The sequence below is a fragment of the Rhodobacteraceae bacterium M382 genome (assembly GCA_025141015.1).
Taxonomy (GTDB): Bacteria; Pseudomonadota; Alphaproteobacteria; order Rhodobacterales; family Rhodobacteraceae; genus Aliisedimentitalea; species Aliisedimentitalea scapharcae.
The window spans coordinates 854854-877108 of sequence record CP081098.1 but is presented as its reverse complement, the minus strand read 5'-3'; the positions used below and the strand labels follow the sequence as shown (position 1 = coordinate 877108).

The following is a 22255-nucleotide window of genomic DNA, read 5'->3' as shown; positions in this document are numbered from 1 at the left end:
TCTAGCCAAGCCCCCGCAGTGATGCCAGCCCCATTTGCGACTGATTGATGCCGCAGCTGGACTTTCTGCTCTTTTGTTCTATATTTGTTCTAACACCTCCAGTCCCCAGAACCCAAATGTCCCATCCCCTGTTTCTAACGCCCGTTCCAAATGGGCCGGACTGGCCCCGCCCTCCGGCCTGCCTTCCGGCCGAACACTTGTGCCGCCCCCCCGACGGAACCCGGTTGACCGTGGCCGGGTTGGTCATTTTACGGCAGCGTCCCGGCACCGCCAAAGGGGTGATTTTCCTGACGCTCGAGGATGAAACCGGCATTGTCAATGTGATCGTCTGGCGCAAGATGTACGAACGCTTCCGGCGAGCGGTGATAGCAGGGCGATTGCTCAGGATCACGGGGCGACTGCAGCGCGCACATTCGGTCTCCCATCTGATCGCCGAAGAGATCGAAGACATCTCTCCCATGCTGGACCTGCTCTTGCAGGAACAGGGCCACGACACCGATGCGGCCTTTGCGCCGACATCCGATTTAGGTTAGGATCGTGGCAAAACGCCTGTCCGAGGCCCGAGCATGTCGACCAAGTTTCCCTTTCGCCACGTTGCGACGTTGGCCTGCCTATGTGCCATGCTTGCAGGCTGTGAACAGGGCTTGCCCGACTTGAATGGACCGACTGGCTCTCAGGTCACGCGCCTGCAGCAGGAAGCCCCCCCCGGCGCTGCTCCGGGAACCTGCTGGGGCAAACAGGTTACCCCCGCCGTCATTGAAACGGTCACCCATCAGATCATGATACAACCGGCGCAAATACTGGTCGATGGGACCGTCACGAGCCCGGCGATCTTCAAGACGGAGACCATTCAGCAGATCGTTCGCGAACGCACGGAAGAGTGGTTTGAAACCCCCTGTGACGACGTCATGACCCCTCAATTCATCGCTTCGCTTCAACGCGCGCTCAAGGTGCGCAGCCTGTATCGTGGTCAGATCACGGCAGAGATGGATACACACACCCAAACAGCGATCCGAAAATATCAGAAGCCACACGGGTTGGACACCGGCATTCTCTCTCTGGCAACCGCCCGCAAGCTGGGTCTGGTCGAGGTGCAGATCGAATAAACCTCTGACTAAATGGAGACAAAAGCGGTAATCCTCCCCTTGCTCCTCTGCCTGTGGTCCTGTTGACTGGTTGGGGACCGGAACTGAAACAAAGGAAACCTTGATGGAGCCACATGACCTGCCCGACACCGGTTTCCTATCTTGCGCCTCGGATCGGCTAAAGCGGCTTCTGGCAAGCCAGGCCACCGAAGTTCCCCTGGACCAGGGTCAGGTATTGTTCGAGCAGGGAGACGTCGGGGACGCGCTGTTTGTGATTGTTACCGGCGCGGTCGAAGTGTCGATCCTGTCCGCGACCGGGCGCAAGTTATCCCTGGACATCATGCGTCCCGGATCAATCTTTGGCGAAATCGCATTGTTCGACCCCGGTCCCCGCACTGCAACCGTCATGGCAAGCGAACCGACCCGGGTCCTGCGTGTGCGCAATCCCGATGTTCTGGAGCAACTGGCCCAGCATCCTGAATTGGCGGCCGACATGATCCGCCTGGCTGGTCAGCGCATGCGCTGGATGAGCAGCCAGTTGAACGAGCAGGTCTTCCTGCCGATCTCCTCCCGCCTGGCACGCAAGCTGCTCCACCTGACGGAAGAAACACAAAGCTGCACATTGGGGCTGTCCCAAAGCGAACTGGCCGAATTTGTCGGTGCCACCCGCGAGGCCGTATCGAAAACGATTTCGGTCTGGAAGCGCTCAGGTGTTATTGGTGCCACCCGAGGCGGATTGGAGATACTGGACCGAACTGCATTGCACCGACTTGCCGAACCAGACCTGATCTGACCCCAAAGCAAGCTACCAACCAAAAACTTCAATAATCTTACCGGCTTGTGAAACATATCACAGACGCGCGTGCCGCTGCCGGTCAGTCTGGGTGCAAGGGTCGGCAAGCATGTCCTGTGCCTGTCCCAAGCCGATCTTATTCCCAAGAGAGAGCCATGTGTCCCCAACACATGGCTCTCTCCATTTTTGACCCGAGATAGACAACAGCGCGCTCCCAAAGGCGCTCGACCGGCCCTGCACTTAAAATGCAAACGGCCGGGCAAAGCCCGGCCGTTCCAAGATCTGAAATTGCCTGTCAGTTCTCCAGGCTCAATGCCACGAAACGCGGCTCACCTGCGCGACGCACCAGCAGCAGCAGGGATTTGCGCCCGGCCTCTTTTGCCTCTGCAATGCGCTCTTCGAACCCGTCCATCGACACGATCTTCTGCTGGCCTGCTTCGGTGATCACATCCCCTGCACGCAGGCCTTTCTCCCATGCCTGCGAGGCTTCGTCGACCGACATCACAACCAAGCCATTCTGATCGGCCGGGACACTCAGCTCCTTGCGCAACTCATCTGTCAGAAGTCCCAGTGTCAGGCCCAGAATATCCTTTTCGCTCACGTCCGGAGTCGCCGGCTGTGTCGACGTTTCCCCACGTTCGGCGTCTTCACGACGTCCTAGCGTTACCAGAACCGTCTGAGTGCCCCCATCACGATAGACGACCACACGCACAGCCTTGCCGACTTCGGCATTTCCGACCTGTTTGACCAGCCCCCGGGTGTCTTTTACGTCGACACCGTCAAAGCTCATGATGACATCACCAGCCAGCAGGCCTGCCTCCTTGGACGGACCATCGGGCACATCGGTGATCAGCGCCCCGCTGGCCTTCTCCAGACCGATCGCTTCGGCGACATCCGGGCTCACGTCTTGAATACGCACACCCAGCCACCCACGACGGGTTTCCCCAAACTCTTTGAGCTGATCAACCACCCGGCGGACCACATTCGAAGCCATTGAAAATCCGATACCGATCGACCCGCCATTGGGCGACAGGATCGCCGTATTCACACCAACGACCTCGCCCTCCATGTTGAACAAAGGTCCACCGGAGTTGCCGCGGTTGATGGCAGCGTCGGTCTGGATGTAGTCATCATATGTCCCGCTCAGCGCGCGGTTTCTGGCCGATACAATCCCGGCCGAGACCGAAAATCCCTGTCCCAGGGGGTTCCCCATCGCAACGACCCAATCGCCAACGCGGGCGGTATCGCTGTCACCAAAACGGACAAACCGCAGTGGCATGTCGGCTTCGACCTTGAGCAGAGCGATGTCAGTCTTGGGATCGGTTCCGATCACTTTGGCCGGCAATGTTTCCGCCGGCTGGCCTTCGCCTGGAAAGAATTCGATCTGAATTTCATCCGCGCCGTCGATCACGTGGTTGTTGGTAACGATAAAACCATCCTCGGAGATCACGAAACCCGATCCCAACGCCGAAGACCGGCGCGGGCGGTTTTCGTCGCCATTTCCGGGGCGGTCCCGGAAAAACTCCTCAAACGGAGAGCCTTCGGGCACGATACCCTGCGGGCCAGTCCGGCCTTCGACGACGGTTGTCGTCGTAATGTTGACCACCGATGGGCTGATCTGCTCTGCCAACGGGGCCAGGCTCTCTGGCCGTGCCTGGGCAGTCAGGGTCTGCGTCAATACCATCAGCATTGTGACAGCACCCAGCCAGAACAGCCGCAACCTGGCGGCAAAAATGTTCGGTCCGGAAATGGAATAGGTTGCCTGTGGCTGCACGCGTAACACTCCTTATCAAAGCTTGTATGAGACACCCCGCCATCGGCGGGTTGGGTCGCAATTCAAGACGCCCCAAAATTTTCATGGGCTCAATGTAGTAACTTTACCTCATCTCGCAACGGATGTTGCAAGGTTTCAAAAGCAAGTGAACCGGAAGTGAATGGACCGTACGTCACCCAATACCCCGTATTTTAAACGATCCGTCCTGCAATCTGCATATTTCAGAGGATATGATCCCCGGAATTCCAACATTCCCAAAAATTATGAGAGGAGGCGATGCGCCGCCCAGAGCAGAACCAGCCCTGCAACAACAGCCAGACCACCAACCTGTCTTCGGGCCTCGTCGGGCAAAGCCCGCAGTATTTCCAACATCCGTTCAACAAGCGAAGGGGCCAGTACATAGACCAGCCCCTCCACAATCAACACCAGCCCGAAGGCCAGAAATATGTTGCCAAGTGTTTCACTCACTCCTGAACGCGACCTTCAGATGACTTCAGGTAGTTGAAAAACTCGGAGTCGGGCGACATCACCATAGAAGAGTTACCTTCCTGCAAGGCCCGCCCATAAGCGGTCAGGCTCCGGTAGAACTCAAAGAATTCGGTGTCCCGACCATAGGCTTCTGCAAAGATGGCGTTTCGTTGCGCATCCGCTTCACCCCGAACGATCTCGGCTTCTTTTTGGGCCTGGGACACGATTTCAACCTGCGTCCGGTCTGCCTGGGCGCGCACCCTCTGGGCAGCTTCTTCACCCCGAGCGATTTCGTCGGCAGCTTCACGTTCACGCTCGGCACGCATCCGTGCAAAGGTTGCCTGAAGGTTTGCCTGCGGCAGGTCGGTGCGCTTCAGCCGCACATCGACGATTTCCAACCCCAGAGATCGAGTCCGTGAAATCGCACCATTGCGGATCCGCAGCATCAACGTCGCGCGGTCCGAACTGAGGATATCATCGGAACTGACCGACCCCAGGATTTCGCGGGTCTGGGCACGCAGGATCGAATCCAGGCGCGATTCAGCTGTCGCAATCCCACCGGCACCAACCGCCTGTCTGAACTGGCGCACATCCAGGATACGATAGCGCGCAAAGGCATCGACAACCAAACGGCGATCATCCAGCGGAGTAATTTCCAGCGGTCCGACTTCGCGGCTGAGGATCCGGTCGTCATAACGCACGACTTCCTGAATCAAAGGAATCTTGAACGCCAGGCCCGGCTCTTCTTTGACCGAAACAACACGCCCAAACTGAAGCACCAGCGCCCGTTCACGTTCGTCCACGATAAAGACGGAACTGAGCGCAACAACCAGAGCTACAACGACAACGGGGAGGAGAAACGTAGATTTACGCATCAGTTGGAACCTCCCTTGCGCAGTTCATTCAGCGGCAGGTAGGGGACGATCCCCTGCCCTTCACCAGACTGGTCGTCCAAAATGATCTTGTCCACGCGGCCCAGGACCTCTTCCATGGTTTCCAGATACAGACGCTTGCGGGTCACATCCGGGGCCTTCGAGTACTCTTCCAGAACCGCTATGAAACGGCTGGCTTCACCCTCGGCTTCATTCACGACACTGGCTCGATAGCCTTCGGCCTCCTCCAGCAGCTGAGCGGATTCACCGCGCGCGCCCGCAAGGACCCGGTTGGCATAAGCGTCAGCCTGTTTTTCCAGACGGTCACGTTCCTGACCAGCAGATTGCACTTCGCGGAAGGCATCTTTGACCGGCTCTGGCGGATCGGCACCGTCAAAGTTGACCCTGACGATGTTCACGCCCGAATCGTAACTATCGAGCGTCGACTGGATGAGTTCCTTGAGACGTTCAGCGATGATCCCCCGGTCCCTGTTCAGGATCGGAGCCAGTTCGGATTGGGCGATAATTTCCCGCATCGCCGATTCAGACACCGCCTGAATGGTCTGACGCGGATCGCGCAGGTTGAACAGATATTGTGCCGGATCGTTGATGTTCCAGACCACCTGGAAATCCACATCGATGATGTTTTCATCCCCGGTCAGCATCAGCCCGGCGTCGCCACCACGCGATCCCGCCCCGATCAGTTCGGTCTGTTCGACCTTGACCGGGATGACTTCCTTGGTCACCACAGGCCAAGGCGCAAAGTTCAGGCCCGGACCGCCGGTGGCCGAATATTCGCCCAGGAACAATTCCACCGACTGTTCTTCGGGTTTGACCGTGTAAAAGCTGGCCATGCCCCACAGGACCGCTGCCGCAACCGCGCCCAATGCCAGGGTACCACCAGTCAGAGCCGGACCACCGCCGCCTCGCCGGTTTCCACCGCCGGAATTTCCGCCGCTGCCGCCACGCCCGCCCATGAGCACGCGCAGTTGTTCCTGACCCTTTTTCATCAGGTCATCAATTTCGGGAATCTGCGGGCCTTCATCGTCGGGGCGTCGTCCCCCTCCGTTGTTGCCGCCATTGTTGCCCCGGTTGTCTCCGCCGCCCGAAGAGCCGCCTCCGCCCCCCCAGGGGCCACCGCTGTTGCCCGCCATGTCGCTCCTTCAACTTTCCTTTTTGTGCCGCAGGATTCGCGGCCATATCACATAACTGTGCAGGACCGCCCGAAAATCAAGCGGTCCGCGTCGGTGATTTCATTGTCACCAGCTCTTCGGACATAGTCGGATGCACCGCCACGGTCCGATCGAAATCTTCTTTTGTTGCGCCCATTTTGACCGCGATGCCCGCCAATTGGATCATTTCACCGGCACCCGGAGCGACGATATGACAACCCAAGACTTTGCGGGTTTCCTGACTGACGATCAGCTTCATCAGCACCCGTGCCGCACGTCCTGCAAAGGACTGCTGCATCGGTTTGAACGACGCCGAATAAACCTCGATCGGTTCACGCTCGCGGGCTTCTTCCTCGCTCAGACCCACGGTTCCCATTTCTGGCTGGGTAAAGATCGCCGTCGGGATCAGGTCATGATCGACCGGGGTCGGATTGCCCTTGAACACGGTTTCGACAAAGGCCATGCCTTCGCGGATCGCCACCGGGGTCAGATTGACCCGGTCGGTCACATCCCCGATCGCATAAACTGACGGCACACCGGTCTGGCTGTACGCATCCACGACAATTTCACCCTTGCGACCGCGTTCAATGCCGATCTCTTCGAGCCCCATGTCATCCGCATTGGGCGCACGGCCGGTGGCATACATCACCTGATCAAACAGACGTTCTTCGCCATTGGTGGCCTTGACCCAGATCTGCGCGCCCTCTTTGCGCATCTCCAGAACATTGGTGCCCAGATGCACGTCGATGCCGTTCTGGCACATCTCTTCGCAAACCAACCCGCGAGCCTCGTCATCGAACCCGCGCAGGATCTGCGCGCCGCGGTAGAATTGGGTGGTCTTCACCCCCAACCCGTTCATGATTCCTGCAAATTCCGAGGCGATATAGCCGCCCCCGACGATCAGGATGCTGTCCGGCAGCTTGTCGAGGTGAAAGATCTCATTCGAGGTGATCGCCAGTTCGGACCCCGGAAACTCTGGCACCACGGGGCGCCCACCAGTTGCAATCAGAATATGTTTGGCAGTCTTGCGGGTGCCGTCTGACAGCTCGACCGTGTGGGCGTCGACCAGTTTGGCACGCTGGTCAAAGCTCTCGACACCGGAATTCTTGAGCAGGCTGCGATAGATCCCTTCGAGCCGGTCCAATTCGGCGTTCAGCTTGCCCCGGAACGCATCCCAGTTGAAGCCACCCGGCTGAATGTCCCAACCATAGGCCTGCGCGTCTTCGACCATGCCGGAATACTCGCTGGCAAATACCATCAGCTTTTTGGGCACACAGCCCCGGATCACACAGGTTCCGCCATAGCGGTCTTCTTCGGCCAATGCGACCTTGGCACCGGTGTCGCCCGCAGCAACCCGCGCCGCACGCACCCCACCGGACCCACCACCGATGACAAACAGATCGTAATCAAAGCTCATGCTATCTACCTTTAGTCGGCAAGATCGGTGAACAGGTTGTCGCTTTCGACAAAATCCAGCCGGTCGTGCTCTACAGTGCCTTCATTGATATCGCGGATTTCGACCTTGCCGTCGCCAAAGCCGATCACCACGGTGTCACAGATATCAATGAACAGACCGTTTTCAACCACACCCGGCATCTGGTTCATTACCATGGCCAATTGGCGCGGGTTGCCAATGCGTTTCAGATGCAGGTCCAGAATATGGTTCCCCTCATCCGTGACAAAAGGTGCGTCTCCATTCATCCGCAGCGTCGCCTGACGCCCCAGAACGTCCATGGAAATAAGGGTTTCCTCGATCAGCGCCTGTGTCGTTTGCCAGCCAAATGGAATCACTTCGACCGGCAAAGGAAACGCCCCAAGGTTTTCGACCTCTTTGCCGATGTCCGCGATCACCACCATTTGATCTGATGCGGTGGCCACGATTTTTTCCTGCAACAATGCGCCGCCGCCGCCCTTGATCAGGTTCAGATCACCGTCGAATTCATCCGCGCCGTCGATGGTCAGGTCCAGCCACTTGGCTTCATCCAGGCTGATCACTTCGATACCAACGTCGCGTGCCAGTTCAGCGGTGCGAGTCGATGTGGGAACACCGCGGATCTTCAGCCCCTCATCCCGAACCATCTCACCCAGACACCGCACCAGCCAGGCCGCGGTCGATCCGGTCCCCAGCCCCACGCGCATTCCGTCTTCGACCATGTCGGCCGCCCGTTTGGCAGCGACAAATTTAGCCTTGTCGATGGGCGACAATTCTCCGGTCATGGCAGCATCCCCTCGTTGCGTTGCCGGTCTTATACGGAATGCACCGCGCAACTGCGAGGCACAAAACGCATCACTTTGTTGCGGCTGCCGGCATCAGGGCGCGTCCGGACGCTGCATATTCGCGATGACCTTGCGCATCAGCGAAAGAAACAGCCCCCGTTCCTCTGGGTCCAAACCTCGCAACGCGACCTCGTTCTGGTGCCATGCCGCGGTCTTTGCCGCCTGCTCCAGGGCGCGGGCCTTGTCGCTGAGAAATACGATCCGCGACCGCCCGTCCGTCTCGGAAGGGCGCCTTTCGATCAACCCATCGCGATCCATTCGCGACAACGTATTGGCCATCGTCGCCTGTTCAACGTCCAGCGCGCCCATCAGGTCGGCCTGAGTACGGCCATCAGCCTGCCACAGCTCGAGCAGCACCATGAATTGGGCCGGAGCCAGCCCAGTCGCCTGCAACCGTTTGCTCAGTCCAACTGCAAACAGTCGGGCCATGTGGTTGGCCAGATACCCGGCCGACATTTGTTGAAAATCGCTCATGTGAAAGAAAGATACTTGAATAGCGTGCTATGCAACTATATTTACATAGCACGCTATTTAAATGGAGCTCATCATGTCCCCAAAGATCCACGCCACAGCCGGTGGCATCGCGCTTGCCACGATTTCGACCTTCTGGGTTTCAACAGCCGTCAGCGAAATTTTTGCCAACGCGGAAACTGTCGCAGCTGTGAAACAGGCGATTCTGTACGGAATGCTGGTGTTGATCCCGGCCATGATGACCACCGGAGCAACAGGGGCCAAATTGGGCAAAGGCTGGAAACTGCCCCAGGTGACCCAAAAGTCCAAACGCATGAAGATCATCGCAGCAAACGGTGTTCTGATCTTGCTCCCCAGCGCGGTGTTCCTGGCCAACAGAGCATCCGAGGGTCCGTTCGATACAGGGTTCTATTTGATCCAAACCCTCGAGCTGATCGCAGGTGCGACCAACATCTTCCTTTTGACCCTGAACATGCGGGACGGTCTGGCGTTGGCGCGTCGCCGTGCCTCAAAAGGTGCCAAGTCAGGCCACGCACGCTAAACATGTCGCAAAAATGCGCGTTTCCGATAGGAAACGTCGGAAACGAAGCTTTGGGAATCACCATCCCGGTCTAGATCAGGATCCATGACACCGACGTATCGCCTTCATTATGCTCCTGACAACGCCTCGCTGGTGATCCGGCTGGCGTTGTTGGAGCTGGGCCAGCCCTTTGACACCCTTGTGATCGACCGTCGTCAGCGTCAACAAGACAGCAAAGGGTATCGCCAGCTAAATCCCAATGGATTGATCCCGGTTCTAGAAACACCCGACGGACCCATTTTTGAAACCGCAGCGATCCTGTTGTGGCTGGCCGACCGACATGGCGCGCTGGCCCCGGCGCCAAACAGCACCGGGCGCGCGTCCTTCCTGAAATGGCTGTTCTTTGCTTCTAACACCCTGCATGCGGATCTGCGCCAATTGTTCTATGCCGAAAAATACATCGGACCGGACGCAGACCTGCAACAGGCATTGCGCACCGGGATGGCTCGGCGGCTTGATACCCACCTGCGGAATCTGGACAACGCTGCGGGGACTGATTGGTTGGGCGCCGATAGCCCGTCCGTTCTGGATTTATATCTGGCCTGCCAGATGCGCTGGATGGCGCTCTATCCGGCACAGCATGACCGCAGCTGGTTCAATCTGGACCAATACCCTGCCCTGCAAGCCATTCTGATGCGTCTGGAAACCCGCCCCAGCGTACACCATGCCCAAGAAGCCGAAGGCCTGGGCCCGACCCCATTCACGCACCCCATACACCCAACACCGCCAGAAGGATCAGCCACCTGATGTTCCTCTCCGTCTTCGATATGTTCAAAGTGGGCATTGGCCCGTCCTCGTCACACACTATGGGCCCGATGGTGGCCGCCGCGCGGTTCCTGGATCTGATGCGGGCCTCGCCGTTTGAATTTCACGGACTGCGCGCATCCCTGCATGGGTCGCTGGCCTTTACCGGTGTGGGTCATGCCACCGACCGCGCCACCATTCTGGGGCTCGCCGGGTTCCTGCCTGATACCTATGACGACGCCAAAGCCGAAGCCACGCTGGCCGATCTGAACGCCACCCACCTGTTGCACCCCCAAGGATTGGGCGCGTTGAAATTCGATCCCAAGGCGGACATGATCTTTGACTATGATCACAATCTACCTGGTCATGCCAATGGCATGATCCTGATGGCTACAGACGCCCAGGGCGACGTGATCCTGCGTCAGGTGTATTATTCGGTCGGCGGCGGGTTTGTCCTGACCGAAGAGGAGCTGGCAGACGGCAAAGACACCGATGACGGCGCACCGGTCCCTTTTCCATTCCATTCAGCTGCCGAAATGCTGGAGATGGCCCAGGCCAGTGGCAAGTCCATCGCAGACATGAAACGCGCCAATGAAATCGCGCGTGGGTGCGCCGACAGTTTCGCCAAGGGCACCGCCCGTCTGTGGCAGGTGATGAACGACTGTATTGAACGCGGGCTGAACCGCGACGGTATTCTGCCCGGCGGCCTGAATGTACGTCGCCGCGCCAAAGGGATCCACGACGCGCTGGTGGCCGAACGCGGCATGAACCTGAACGCACCGCACACCATCAATGACTGGATGAGCGTTTACGCCATGGCCGTCAACGAAGAGAACGCCGCCGGTGGACAGGTTGTCACCGCACCGACCAACGGTGCGGCTGGTGTATTGCCTGCGGTCCTGCGCTATTATCTGGACCACGTGCCCGGCGCCTCTGAAAGCCATATCGAAGACTTTTTGCTGACAGCGGCCGCGATCGGCGGGTTGGTGAAATACAATGCCTCGATCTCTGGTGCAGAAGCGGGCTGCCAGGCCGAAGTTGGCAGCGCTGCAGCCATGGCCGCAGCCGGTCTGTGTGCCGTTATGGGGGGCTCACCCGAGCAAGTGGAAAACGCCGCCGAAATTGCATTGGAACACCATCTGGGCATGACCTGTGATCCGGTCAAAGGTCTGGTTCAGGTGCCCTGCATCGAACGCAACGGCCTGGGCGCGATCAAAGCCGTCTCTGCCGCAAGCCTGGCGCTGCGTGGAGATGGACAGCATTTCGTGCCGCTGGATGCAGTCATCGAAACCATGCGTCAGACCGGGCATGACATGCACGAAAAATACAAGGAAACCTCGTTGGGGGGATTGGCGGTCAATGTTCCAAATTGCTGATTGTGACGCCGCGTCACAACTCTAGAGAGATCGTTTAAGGCAAGAAATCCCAAAACGCACGCAACCTTGACTTGCGCAAAGGTTAACGCCCGCCTAGCGTGAACCCATGTTTATTGATCGCCCCATTCTTGGTATCTCTCTGATGCTTGGCTTTTGTGTCGTCGCCCCTATGGGCGACGCGGTGGCCAAGCTGCTTGGAGAATCTGTCCCCCTTGGACAGTTGTTGTTTGTTCGTTTCGCCATCCAGGCGGCCGTTTTGATTCCCATTGTCGCGATGACCGGCCGTCTGTGGCGAATGAACCGCCGGGTGTTGACCCTGACGGTTTTGCGTACCGCGCTCCATATCGCCGGCATTGGTGCGATGTTCACCGCGTTGCAATATCTGCCCCTTGCAGATGCCGTTGCCATCGCCTTTGTCATGCCCTTCATCATGATGCTGTTGGGCAAATATGTCTTGAACGAGGAAGTCGGCATGCGACGGCTTCTGGCCTGTGTCGTTGGCTTCATCGGAACCTTACTGGTTATTCAGCCCAGCTTTGCCGCGGTCGGCTGGCCCGCATTGTGGCCACTGGCTGTCGCTGTGATATTCTCCTTGTTCATGTTGGTCACTCGCCAGATCGCCAAGGAAACCGATCCGATCGGCCTGCAGGCTGTCAGTGGCGTGATGGCGACAGTTGTGCTGTTGCCGGTTCTGCTTGTCGGTCAGCATATGGATATTGCCCCGTTGACGATGAAAACTCCGTCTTCGTATGAGGTTTCATTGCTATTGGGCATTGGTCTGCTGGGAACAATTGCGCATCTGTTGATGACCTGGTCTCTGCGCTATGCGCCCGCAACCACATTGGCACCGATGCAATATCTTGAGATTCCGGTTGCCACATTCATTGGCTGGGGGATCTTTGGCGATCTACCCAACATGTTGGCCAGCTTTGGCATTGCGATCATCATGGGGGCTGGGTTGTATATTGTCGCCCGCGAACGCGTCGTCGCCAAACAGCAAACGCCCCGACCCAAAGTCAGCTCTCGGGCACAATCGCCCGCATAACCGCATCAAGCGCGCTTCGGGGCACTATCACCAACAGCCCCGGCCCATCTACCGACAGGCGCACACGCCCCAAGGCCCTGTTCGATGTCCCGATGCGCCCATCCGGTGCCAGCTGAAGCCCGTCGATTGGCCATTCCAGCCCTTCGGAGCGCCCTGTTACCCGTGCCATGGGATACAGTGACACGATCGACCCCGGCTCCAATTCCATTGTGAAATCCGCAGGCGCGTGGAAAATCACCTCCAGTTCGCCAATCAGAATACAAGGTATGTTGGACCGTCGGATCAACGTACTAAAGGCTGCCAACTGGTGGTCCAGCCGCCGCCCCAGAAACCCGATCGCCAAAACCAGCGGTGCCGAAATGCTGCGTAGGGCTTTGTCAAAATCAGTGCTGTCCTGTTCCGTGATCGGAAATACCGTTTCCGGTGGCAAAAGAGACCGGGCAGCCGTCGGCAGGGAATCCATATCCCCGATCACGGCCAGCGGAGTATATCCCCGGTCCAACGCTGCCAGCGCACCGCCATCGGCCGCCACCAGGTCGGGTGCCCGCGCCAAGGCATAGGCAAAATCTTCGGAATAGACCGCTCCTCCACCAATCAGGGTGACGGGATTCGGGGACTGAACAACAGGTTTTTTCATGCCCGCTTTAATGCCCACTTTTGACAGCCGCCACAATCTAGCCACAAAATGATACGTTCATTTACACAGATTCGGACCGAAATTGTCTCTCTGTTCCTATTAGATCAGTGGCAATAAATGGTAAGAGGCGAGCAACCGATGGTACAGAACAACAAGGTACTGACAGTATCCTACGGCACGTTTTCGTGTACGCTTGAGGGATTCGACGACTCCTTTGACACGATGAAGGCGATTGCCGAGTACTTCCGCGATCTGGCGTCGGATGATCGTTACTTCGGCGCCGAACCCCCTCAACCGGATGCTGACATGTTGGCCCGGATTGCCCAGCGCGAGATTTCACGCCAAGTCGAAGCCCGTCAGGGTGACAGTGGCATTGTCCTGCGGGCTTCGGAGCCTGCTTTGGCTGTATCGCAACCTGCTGTACAATCCCCTCCTGTTTCGGAAGCGGCAACACCCCCGGCTGCCCCGGCTCCGGCTGCGCAACCGCCTGCGGAACAGCCCCCCGTAGCCGCGACGCCCGAATCCGAAGTGCCAGAGTCCATTGAGCCTGCCATGGCCGAAAGTGCCAAACAGGCGGAACAGGCGGAACAGGCTGAGGCAACAGAGGCTGATCAGAACGACAGCATCGCCGAGGCGGCGCAGGCCGTAGATCTGGCCGAACAACCAGATTCTGACGACCAGATGGACGCGGTGGTGGAACAGACCACGCAAGACCCAGCCGACGACGCACCCGAAATTGAAGACGAAACGGTCCTGGTTGCGGTTGATACACCGGTCGACACACCAATCGAATTCGAAGCACTGGATGTTTCGGAACGCGATGTGGATCCCGTCATACAGAAAAATACGCAAGACACGGTTCCCGCTGCAGACAGTATTGCTGCAAAACTGCAACGCATTCGGGACGTTGTTTCGCGAAAGTCTGCGCCCGTGGACGACGCCGAATATTCGGAAGACGAACATGCCGATTCGTTTGTCGCAACCGCCGCTCAGGATATTGCCCAGGCGCTGGACGAAGAGATTGAGTCCCCAGATCAGGACATGATTGCCGCCCAGGACGCGCCGACCGTTCAGGCTGATCCTGCAGAAACACAAGATCATAGGGACACTTTGGCAGATGATGCCGACATTTCCGCATTCCTGGATCAACTGGACAAAGAGACTGATCTGGATATCGACGTAGATACCAACCTGGAACAGTCCGACCCGCAGGATGGTGAGGATGAGAGCCTGTTCGACGATCTGGGAGACGACGCAGAAGCCGCCCTGGATGAAGACCTGACCAACATTATGGAAGCCTCGGATGCCGAACCTGCCCCTAAAACGGCTCTCCCGCGCATTCACAAGATCAAACGCAGAGATATCGAGGCCGCAATGGCCTCGGGTACGCTCGAACAGGTAGACGACCCCGAGGACGACGGCGTTGCCGAACAACAGGCTGCCATGGCCGAGACATCGCTGTCGGAGGAAGAAGAAGCTGATCTGCTGCGTGAATTGGCTGCTGTTGAGGCCGAATTGACGGTTGAAAACGATGAGGCTGAAGAGCCCGATCCTGCAGAACATGCTGAATCAGATCTGTTGATTCTGGGTGAGGATGCAGCGTTTGACGATGCCACCCAAGACACCCCAGAGGAACCACGCACGGCAGCGGCCGCAGATACCCCGGAAACAGACGTCTCGCGGTTGATGGAGGCGGCGGACCAAAAGCTGGAAGATCCTGAAGCCTCGACCAACCGTGACACGTTCAACCAACTGCGCGCAGCTGTTGCCGCCGCCGAGGCAGAACGCGCTGCCGGTGGTACTGTCGGATCGCACACAGACGATGAACCGTACCGTACCGACCTGGCAAATGTGGTGCGCCCCCGTCGTCCCGTATCACCTGCAAGCCGCAAGGAGCGTGCCGAACGTCCCAGCACGCAAGAACGCGCCGCGCCGCTCAAGCTGGTCGCCGAGCAACGGATCGACACCCCAGCCGAAGCACGCGGCCCAATCCGCCCCCGTCGCATTCGTGGTTCTCATCTGGAACAGGTTAACGCTGCTTCCGGTTCGAACGGCAGCAGTTTCACTGCCTATGCCGCCGAAAGGGGGGCCGTCGAACTGCCCGAACTTCTGGAAGCTGCGGCCGCCTATCTCAGCTTTGTGGAAGGGCTTGAGCAGTTTTCGCGCCCCCAGCTGATGAACAAGGTGCGTCAAATGGAGGCCACCACCGAATTCAATCGCGAAGACGGTCTGCGTTCGTTTGGCCAATTGCTGCGCGACGGCAAGATCGAAAAAGCCGGAAGCGGGCGCTTCACGGCGTCCGGTGATATTGGCTATCGGCCCGACAGCCGCGCGGCTGGCTAAGCGCCCTCACCCATTGGATTGTTCCAACGGCCCCACTTTGGGGCCGTTTTTTATTCTCTTCGAAACAACCGCAAACCGATGCCGCACGACAAAAAAGGGAGCCGTCAAAAAACCGCTCCCTTTCCATGTCATGCTGCAACAGCGATTTGTCTATTCCGCGTCGGTGCCTGGATTTTCTTTGCCGACGCCACGAAAAACAAATTTGAACGGCAGAGCCCACAGCAGGCCCAGGACCACATAAACCACCAATTCGACCAGAATCGGGGGGCGGTCCAACCACCCCACCACGCTGATGGCCAACACGATATAGATCGGCAAACCAACCAGCAGGATCACCAATGACCAACGCCGCCGGGCTTTGTAGCTCAGGCCTTTTTCATCCTGCGCCATCAGTCGGCAAACGGGTCAGTCACCAGAATGGTGTCTTCCCGCTCCGGGCTGGTGGAAACCATTGCGACGGGGCAATCAATCAACTCTTCGACGCGGCGAACGTATTTGATCGCATTGGCGGGCAGATCCGCCCAGCTGCGCGCGCCCTCGGTCGATTCGCTCCACCCCGGCAGTTCTTCGTAGATCGGAGTACAGCGGGCCTGCTGATCCGCAGCGGTCGGCAGATAATCCAGACGCTCTCCGTCCAGATCATATCCAACACAGACTTTCAGGGTTTCAAACCCGTCCAGAACGTCCAGCTTGGTCAGGGCAATGCCACTGACGCCCGACGTTGCACAGGTCTGGCGCAACAACGCCGCATCGAACCAGCCGCAACGGCGCTTGCGCCCGGTGGTGGTGCCGAATTCATGCCCACGTTCACCCAGACGCTGACCATCTGCGTCTTCCAGCTCGGTCGGAAACGGGCCTTCGCCGACGCGGGTGGTATATGCCTTGACGATGCCCAGCACAAAATCGATCGAATTCGGACCGATGCCGACACCCGTTGCCGCCTGCCCGGCGATCACGTTGGACGACGTCACAAACGGATAGGTCCCAAAATCGATATCCAGCAACGCGCCCTGGGCACCCTCGAACAGGATCCGCTTGCCGGATTTGCGTTTCTCGTTCAGAACCTTCCAGACCGGAGCACAGAACGGTAGAATTTGTGGTGCAATTTCTTTGAGTTGCGCGATCAGTGCGTCCCGGTCAACCGGATCAAACCCCAACCCTTTGCGCAGCGGATCGTGGTGCTGCAGCGCACGATCAACGCGGGCAATCAGGGTGCTTTCGTCAGCCAGGTCCATAACGCGGATTGCGCGGCGGCCAACTTTGTCCTCATAACAAGGACCAATGCCACGACCGGTGGTACCGATTTTGGTACCAGCGCTTGCAGCCTCTTCGCGGGCGCGATCCAGCTCACCATGGATTGGCAAAATAAGCGGCGTGTTTTCGGCAATCATCAGCGTTTCGGGGCTGATCTCGACACCTTGGGCACGCACGGTTTCAATCTCTTTCATCAGATGCCAGGGGTCCAGCACCACACCGTTGCCGATCACCGACAACTTGCCGCCCCGCACCACACCCGAGGGCAGCGCGTGCAGCTTGTAGACGTTGCCGTCGATCACCAGCGTATGACCGGCATTATGCCCGCCCTGGAATCGGGCGATGACGTCAGCGCGTTCGCTGAGCCAATCCACGATTTTGCCTTTACCTTCGTCACCCCATTGGGCGCCGACCACGACGACATTGGCCATATCCGGTCCTTTGATGCTGGTTCAAACCGGCCTCCGTATAACGACGCCACACCCGCGAGGGAACCGTAATTTCGACGCACACCCCGATCCGGACACCCAAGGACTGGACACAGGCCCGTGAATGCGCGATTCTGAGCAAAAAAACGATGGGTTATTGGAATGATCGGGCTGTTTTTCAGGTGGATGTTCGCGTTTGCGCTGTTGGCGCTGACCTATAACCCGACCCAATGGAACTATGTCCGTTGGTCGATGGACAATTACGAATCCCGTCTGTCTATCGCAGTTCTGACCGGTTTGCTTCTGACCATCGGTTATATCATCTACCTGCGCGCCACGATCCGGTCGATTGGGGGATTCGGCATGTTTCTGGTTCTGTCTGTCGTCGCCGCCCTGTTATGGGTGCTGTATGACTTGGGGCTTTTGCAGCTGGACAATCCGACAATGAATGTCTGGCTGGGTATTTTGGCGCTGTCAGTCGTGCTGGGCATTGGCCTCAGCTGGAGTCACGTCCGTCGTGCGCTGTCGGGGCAGGCCGACATGGACGACGTGGACGAATAGGACGTCACTCGGCCAGCCGCACCGGATCACCATGAGGGGTCTGCAAATAGGCCTGCTCCCAATCCCCCCGCACCTGCGACACTTCACTTGGCGTCGCATCGCCCCGTTCGCTCAGATAGCCCTCCAGCGTCTCCAGCCAGGCGTTGAAATAATCCTCTCCCCCATCCAGTTCGCGCGACAGGCCGTGCCGTTTCAGCGTTGCTGAAAACCGCTCCACCCATTCACGCCACTCAAAACATCCGGATTCGTTCAGATGCACGGTCAGCGCAAACACCTGTGCATGCCAAGGTTCGGCAAAGACGGGCTCGGGGGCCGAGATGTCAGGGCAGGCCATTATGCGGGCTCCAGATAAGATTGCCACAGGTCCAGCACGACTTCATCCCCCGGGTGCTCGGGATTAGCCCACAGCTGGGATGCGGCGAAAGCCACCGCATAAATCGGCTCGGGTGCTTCGCCCAAGCCATGGGCATTGCTGTCAGGCAAAACATGAGTGCCATGCAACTGAACAATCTGCCCGCGGGCGCCGATTGCATAGGCAGGCAAACGGGTGTGCCCGCCCGAGACCAGTGCATTCCCACCAGGATGGCGGGTCATGACCATATCACCCGGCGCAAATTGCACCGGTACATCGCTGGGCCGGTCCGCAGGGCCACCTTTGGCCAAAACACCGGAGACGGCTTCAGGCTTCAACACTTTATGGGCCAATGGATGCGGTGGATCACCGTCCCGGCCTTGCAAATCCTCGAGTGTCAGAACCCCAGTTTGTACCAGCAGATCCGCCAACCCAGCGATCCATTTCTCGAAATAGGAAAACCGCGCGTAATCCTTGGGCGACAGGCATTCCCGCGCGTGGCGCGACACATCAATGTTCCATTTGCCCAACGATCCGCTGGCCAATGTCAGCGCAAGAGCCCGCGCCTGCCAATCACCCAGCTGTGGAATGCCCTGTGGTTCCGGTTGGATTGCCCCGTCACCGAACCGCCCGCCCATATCGTGCACACGGCTCATGGTGTTTCCCCTGGTGTCAGGGCCAAGCCGGTGCCGATCATCGAATCGCGGGTCACCAGCTGAGCCAGTTCCGCCTCATCCATCCCGTCTGTTCCTGCGGGGCGCATCGGGATCACCAAGTAACGGACCTCGGCCGTGGAATCCCAAACTCGAACGGCTGTTTCCTTGGGTAAGGTCACGCCGAATTCGGCCAGAACCTTGCGCGGCTCGCGCACAACACGGGCACGGTAAGCGTCGGACTTGTACCACCCTGGCGGAATGCCCAGCAATGGCCATGGATAGCAGCTGCACAAGGTACACACGACCATATTGTGGCGCGCGTGCGTATTCTGCACTGCCACCATATGTTCGCCTTGCCGCCCAAAGTATCCCAGCTCGGCCACAACAGCGGTCGCATCCTGCATCAAGGCGGCATGAAATCCCGGATCACTCCACGCCTTGGCCACCACCCGGGCACCATTCTGGGGACCAATACGATTCTGATATGTGTCGATGATTTCATCCAACGCCGCCGGATCGATCAGCTTTTTACGGGTTAGAATCGTTTCCAGCGCCTTGACCCGCAATGCAGGGTCAGGCGGCAACAGGGCGTGCGGGTGGTCATGGAGATCATGTGGCATGGCGGGATGCTGCCCCCTGTCCGGGGCCTTGTCCAGCCTCAATGACCCAGCCCTGCGTCACGTCCTCGCGAAGAAAGTCGCAAAAAGCGCCACGCCCTCGCCGATACGGTTTCCAACCAAGTTAGCGCATCCGCCAAAGTCATCCCTTGCCCCGGCGGACAAACTTGCCTACATACCGCGCGTCAGACAGCTTAAAGCCGCAGGTCCCATGGAAAACGTCGTTCTCATCATCCACCTTCTCTTGGCCCTTGGCCTGATCGCCGTCGTTCTGATGCAGCGGTCCGAAGGCGGAGGCCTGGGTATGGGCGGCGGCGGCGGTGGCGCCATGACCGGTCGCGCCGCAGCGACAGCATTGGGCAAGATCACTTGGGTCCTGGCAGCTGCTTTCATCGTGACGTCAATCACCTTGACCATCATCGCGGCGCAGAAATCGGCTGGATCCTCGGTCATCGACAGACTTGGCGTTCCGGCACCGGTCGAAAGCACAGATACCGGTACACCTGCGGTTCCGTCCGGCGACAGCCTGTTGCCACCCGCCGAAGGTGACAACGCGCCATTGGTGCCAAAAGCCGACTAAAGTTACACAACAGTTTGAGTATTGGTAAGGAACCGCAACAGCATCTTGCGGTTCCCTTGCGCTGATTGCGCATTTCCTATAAGAGTGAAGTCCCGTGATGCTGCGGTTTTTTGGGTGATTCCCAAACCGTTTGGGCAGACGCAAAACGTACACAATAACCGAACGTTCACGGGGGCAGCCGAACAACCATGGCGCGTTTCATATTTATTACTGGTGGTGTGGTCTCATCCTTGGGCAAAGGATTGGCTTCTGCCGCACTTGGCGCGCTGTTGCAGGCGCGTGGCTTTTCCGTCCGCCTGCGCAAGCTGGATCCGTATTTGAACGTTGATCCCGGCACCATGTCGCCTTTTGAACATGGCGAAGTTTTTGTCACCGATGATGGTGCCGAAACCGACCTGGATCTGGGCCACTATGAACGGTTCACTGGTGTCGCCGCCCGCAAGACCGACTCGGTCAGTTCGGGACGGATCTATTCGAACGTTCTGGAAAAGGAACGCCGCGGCGATTACCTAGGAAAAACCATCCAAGTCATTCCGCATGTGACAAACGAGATCAAGGATTTCATCTCGATCGGCGAAGATGAAGTTGATTTCATGCTGTGCGAAATCGGCGGTACCGTTGGCGATATCGAAGGTCTGCCCTTCTTTGAGGCGATCCGCCAATTCAGCCAGGACAAACCGCGCGGCCAGTGTATTTTCATGCACCTGACCCTGCTGCCCTGGATCAAGGCATCGGGTGAGCTGAAAACCAAACCAACCCAGCATTCGGTCAAGGAACTGCGGTCCATCGGCCTGGCACCTGATATTCTGGTCTGCCGCTCGGAAGGGCCAATTCCGCAGAAAGAGCGTGAAAAGCTGGCACTGTTCTGCAATGTACGCGCCGAAAGCGTGATTGCCGCGCAGGATCTGAAGTCGATCTACGAAGCCCCGCTGGCCTATCACCGCGAAGGCATGGATCAGGCGGTTCTGGATGCCTTTGGCATCACCCCTGCCCCGAAACCGAATCTGGCCCGCTGGGAAGATGTCGCCGACCGGATCTATAACCCCGAAGGCGAAGTCAAAGTCGCCATCGTCGGTAAATATACCCAGTTGGAGGACGCGTATAAGTCGATTGCCGAGGCCCTGACCCACGGCGGCATGGCCAACCGGGTCAAGGTCAAGATCGAGTGGGTTGATGCCGAGCTGTTCGACAGCGAAGACGCCACCCCATATCTGCAGGGCTTCCACGCCATCCTGGTCCCCGGCGGCTTTGGCGAACGCGGCACCGAAGGCAAGATCAAGGCCGCGCAATATGCTCGAGAACACAAAGTCCCCTATCTGGGCATCTGTCTGGGCATGCAAATGGCAGTCATCGAAGCGGCGCGCAATGTGGCAGGCATGAAGACCGCCGGCTCTGAAGAATTCGACCACGAGGCAGGCAAGAAGCGCTTTGAACCCGTTGTCTACCATCTCAAGGAATGGGTGCAGGGAAATCACAGGGTCGAGCGCAAGGTCGGCGATGACAAGGGCGGCACTATGCGTTTGGGTGCCTACGATGCGACGCTTCAGGAGGGCTCCAATGTGGCGCGGGTCTATGGCGGCACGCAGATCGAAGAACGCCATCGCCACCGCTATGAGGTCGACATCAAATACCGTGAACAGCTGGAAGAACACGGGTTGAAATTCTCGGGCATGTCCCCTGACGGGCGGCTGCCCGAAATCGTGGAATGGGCCGATCATCCGTGGTTCATTGGCGTTCAGTTTCACCCAGAGCTGAAGTCCAAACCGTTTGAACCCCATCCGCTGTTTGCCGATTTCGTGCGCGCGGCCAAGGATACTTCGCGGCTGGTCTGAGACCAGATCGGGCCAATACAGATCAAATTAAAGCGTCTGGTTTCGATACCTTTCGACACCAGACGCAACGAGATCTGCCAGCCATGGCTTTACTCAGCAGAGCTCAAACATCTGCAAGCCAGGAACTGCACCGGCCACTTCGACATCCCAAAAACCGACGTCGAAAGCGGTTTCACCGTCGGGCTTTGGCCTGCCTGTGATCACGGGCGATTTGCTCGCACAGCCCAGGTTACTCTCGATGACTCCGATCATTTGGAACAACTGCTGTCGCGCAATCTGGTAATTTCGGTGCCATTGTCCGGCACATTGGAAAATTCGATCGGCTGGGTTGCCCACGA

The 22255-nt window shown here is 58.2% G+C and carries 24 protein-coding genes; 11 read left to right on the top strand and 13 right to left on the bottom strand.

Features of this window, described 5'->3' with window-relative positions; genetic code table 11:
* Positions 1 to 47 precede the first annotated feature (47 nt).
* From K3727_03895 to K3727_03885, 3 genes are all read left to right on the top strand, one after another.
* Positions 48 to 533, top strand: coding sequence for a hypothetical protein (locus K3727_03895; protein ID UWQ91953.1), 486 nt, complete (start codon positions 48 to 50; stop codon positions 531 to 533).
* Between the two features lie 87 nt (positions 534 to 620).
* Complete coding sequence (locus tag K3727_03890; protein ID UWQ93263.1) at positions 621 to 1106, top strand: peptidoglycan-binding protein; 486 nt, start codon at positions 621 to 623, stop codon at positions 1104 to 1106.
* Positions 1107 to 1209: 103 nt separating this feature from the next.
* Entirely contained in the window at positions 1210 to 1878 is a 669-nt protein-coding gene (locus K3727_03885) for a Crp/Fnr family transcriptional regulator (protein ID UWQ91952.1), read from the top strand.
* Positions 1879 to 2173: 295 nt separating this feature from the next.
* Here K3727_03885 and K3727_03880 read toward each other — a convergent pair whose 3' ends face one another.
* The 7 genes from K3727_03880 to K3727_03850 all read right to left on the bottom strand — a co-directional run bounded on the left by K3727_03880 (position 2174) and on the right by K3727_03850 (position 8915).
* A complete protein-coding gene (locus K3727_03880; GenBank protein UWQ93262.1) occupies positions 2174 to 3568 on the bottom strand; it encodes a Do family serine endopeptidase in 1395 nt (464 codons plus the stop codon).
* Positions 3569 to 3913: 345 nt separating this feature from the next.
* Positions 3914 to 4120: a DUF2065 domain-containing protein gene (locus K3727_03875; protein ID UWQ91951.1), complete on the bottom strand. Its 207-nt coding sequence runs from the start codon at positions 4118 to 4120 to the stop codon at positions 3914 to 3916.
* Complete coding sequence (locus K3727_03870) at positions 4117 to 4995, bottom strand: protease modulator HflC (protein ID UWQ91950.1); 879 nt, start codon at positions 4993 to 4995, stop codon at positions 4117 to 4119. Before K3727_03870 ends, K3727_03875 begins: the two co-directional genes overlap by 4 nt.
* A complete protein-coding gene (gene hflK / locus K3727_03865; GenBank protein UWQ91949.1) occupies positions 4995 to 6146 on the bottom strand; it encodes an FtsH protease activity modulator HflK in 1152 nt (383 codons plus the stop codon). Before hflK ends, K3727_03870 begins: the two co-directional genes overlap by 1 nt.
* 76 nt (positions 6147 to 6222) lie before the next feature.
* Entirely contained in the window at positions 6223 to 7581 is a 1359-nt protein-coding gene (gene gor, locus K3727_03860; GenBank protein ID UWQ91948.1) for a glutathione-disulfide reductase, read from the bottom strand.
* Positions 7582 to 7592: 11 nt separating this feature from the next.
* Entirely contained in the window at positions 7593 to 8381 is a 789-nt protein-coding gene (gene rpiA, locus K3727_03855; GenBank protein ID UWQ91947.1) for a ribose-5-phosphate isomerase RpiA, read from the bottom strand.
* A gap of 93 nt (positions 8382 to 8474) precedes the next feature.
* Positions 8475 to 8915: a MarR family transcriptional regulator gene (locus tag K3727_03850; GenBank protein UWQ91946.1), complete on the bottom strand. Its 441-nt coding sequence runs from the start codon at positions 8913 to 8915 to the stop codon at positions 8475 to 8477.
* Positions 8916 to 8988: 73 nt separating this feature from the next.
* Here K3727_03850 and K3727_03845 point away from each other — a divergent pair, with 73 nt between their 5' ends.
* The 4 genes from K3727_03845 to K3727_03830 all read left to right on the top strand — a co-directional run bounded on the left by K3727_03845 (position 8989) and on the right by K3727_03830 (position 12657).
* On the top strand, positions 8989 to 9453 hold the full coding sequence (locus K3727_03845; GenBank protein UWQ91945.1) for a hypothetical protein: 465 nt from the start codon (positions 8989 to 8991) through the stop codon (positions 9451 to 9453).
* Positions 9454 to 9537: 84 nt separating this feature from the next.
* Positions 9538 to 10239, top strand: coding sequence for a glutathione S-transferase family protein (locus K3727_03840; GenBank protein ID UWQ91944.1), 702 nt, complete (start codon positions 9538 to 9540; stop codon positions 10237 to 10239).
* Positions 10239 to 11612: an L-serine ammonia-lyase gene (locus tag K3727_03835; GenBank protein ID UWQ91943.1), complete on the top strand. Its 1374-nt coding sequence runs from the start codon at positions 10239 to 10241 to the stop codon at positions 11610 to 11612. The genes K3727_03840 and K3727_03835 overlap by 1 nt, the downstream gene beginning before the upstream one ends.
* A gap of 106 nt (positions 11613 to 11718) precedes the next feature.
* A complete protein-coding gene (locus K3727_03830; protein UWQ91942.1) occupies positions 11719 to 12657 on the top strand; it encodes a DMT family transporter in 939 nt (312 codons plus the stop codon).
* Here the strand turns inward: K3727_03830 and K3727_03825 are convergent.
* Positions 12629 to 13294 (bottom strand): thiamine diphosphokinase, encoded by a 666-nt coding sequence (locus tag K3727_03825; protein ID UWQ91941.1) that lies wholly within the window; start codon positions 13292 to 13294, stop codon positions 12629 to 12631. The genes K3727_03830 and K3727_03825 overlap by 29 nt on opposite strands.
* Before the next feature lie 138 nt (positions 13295 to 13432).
* Here K3727_03825 and K3727_03820 point away from each other — a divergent pair, with 138 nt between their 5' ends.
* Positions 13433 to 15637 carry a chemotaxis protein CheA gene (locus K3727_03820; GenBank protein UWQ91940.1) on the top strand — a complete coding sequence of 735 codons (2205 nt, stop codon included), beginning with the start codon at positions 13433 to 13435 and terminating at the stop codon, positions 15635 to 15637.
* A gap of 150 nt (positions 15638 to 15787) precedes the next feature.
* Here K3727_03820 and K3727_03815 read toward each other — a convergent pair whose 3' ends face one another.
* Both K3727_03815 and K3727_03810 read right to left on the bottom strand, forming a co-directional pair.
* A complete protein-coding gene (locus K3727_03815; protein ID UWQ91939.1) occupies positions 15788 to 16027 on the bottom strand; it encodes a DUF2842 domain-containing protein in 240 nt (79 codons plus the stop codon).
* Positions 16027 to 17322: an adenylosuccinate synthase gene (locus tag K3727_03810; protein UWQ91938.1), complete on the bottom strand. Its 1296-nt coding sequence runs from the start codon at positions 17320 to 17322 to the stop codon at positions 16027 to 16029. The genes K3727_03815 and K3727_03810 overlap by 1 nt, the downstream gene beginning before the upstream one ends.
* 162 nt (positions 17323 to 17484) lie before the next feature.
* On the opposite strand from K3727_03810, the gene K3727_03805 reads away from it, so the two are divergent.
* Positions 17485 to 17880 carry a hypothetical protein gene (locus K3727_03805; GenBank protein UWQ93261.1) on the top strand — a complete coding sequence of 132 codons (396 nt, stop codon included), beginning with the start codon at positions 17485 to 17487 and terminating at the stop codon, positions 17878 to 17880.
* 4 nt (positions 17881 to 17884) lie between these two features.
* Here the strand turns inward: K3727_03805 and K3727_03800 are convergent, their stop codons facing one another.
* The 3 genes from K3727_03800 to nthA are packed head-to-tail and all read right to left on the bottom strand — an operon-like array spanning position 17885 to position 19508.
* Entirely contained in the window at positions 17885 to 18214 is a 330-nt protein-coding gene (locus tag K3727_03800) for a nitrile hydratase accessory protein (protein UWQ91937.1), read from the bottom strand.
* Positions 18214 to 18888, bottom strand: coding sequence for a nitrile hydratase subunit beta (gene nthB, locus K3727_03795; GenBank protein UWQ91936.1), 675 nt, complete (start codon positions 18886 to 18888; stop codon positions 18214 to 18216). The genes K3727_03800 and nthB overlap by 1 nt, the downstream gene beginning before the upstream one ends.
* Positions 18885 to 19508 (bottom strand): nitrile hydratase subunit alpha, encoded by a 624-nt coding sequence (gene nthA / locus K3727_03790; GenBank protein UWQ91935.1) that lies wholly within the window; start codon positions 19506 to 19508, stop codon positions 18885 to 18887. The genes nthB and nthA overlap by 4 nt, the downstream gene beginning before the upstream one ends.
* A gap of 208 nt (positions 19509 to 19716) precedes the next feature.
* Between nthA and secG the strand changes: the two genes are divergently transcribed.
* Both secG and K3727_03780 read left to right on the top strand, forming a co-directional pair.
* Positions 19717 to 20085, top strand: a complete 369-nt coding sequence (gene secG, locus K3727_03785) for a preprotein translocase subunit SecG (GenBank protein ID UWQ91934.1) — start codon at positions 19717 to 19719, stop codon at positions 20083 to 20085.
* Between the two features lie 188 nt (positions 20086 to 20273).
* On the top strand, positions 20274 to 21917 hold the full coding sequence (locus tag K3727_03780; GenBank protein ID UWQ91933.1) for a CTP synthase: 1644 nt from the start codon (positions 20274 to 20276) through the stop codon (positions 21915 to 21917).
* The last annotated feature ends 338 nt before the right edge of the window (positions 21918 to 22255 follow it).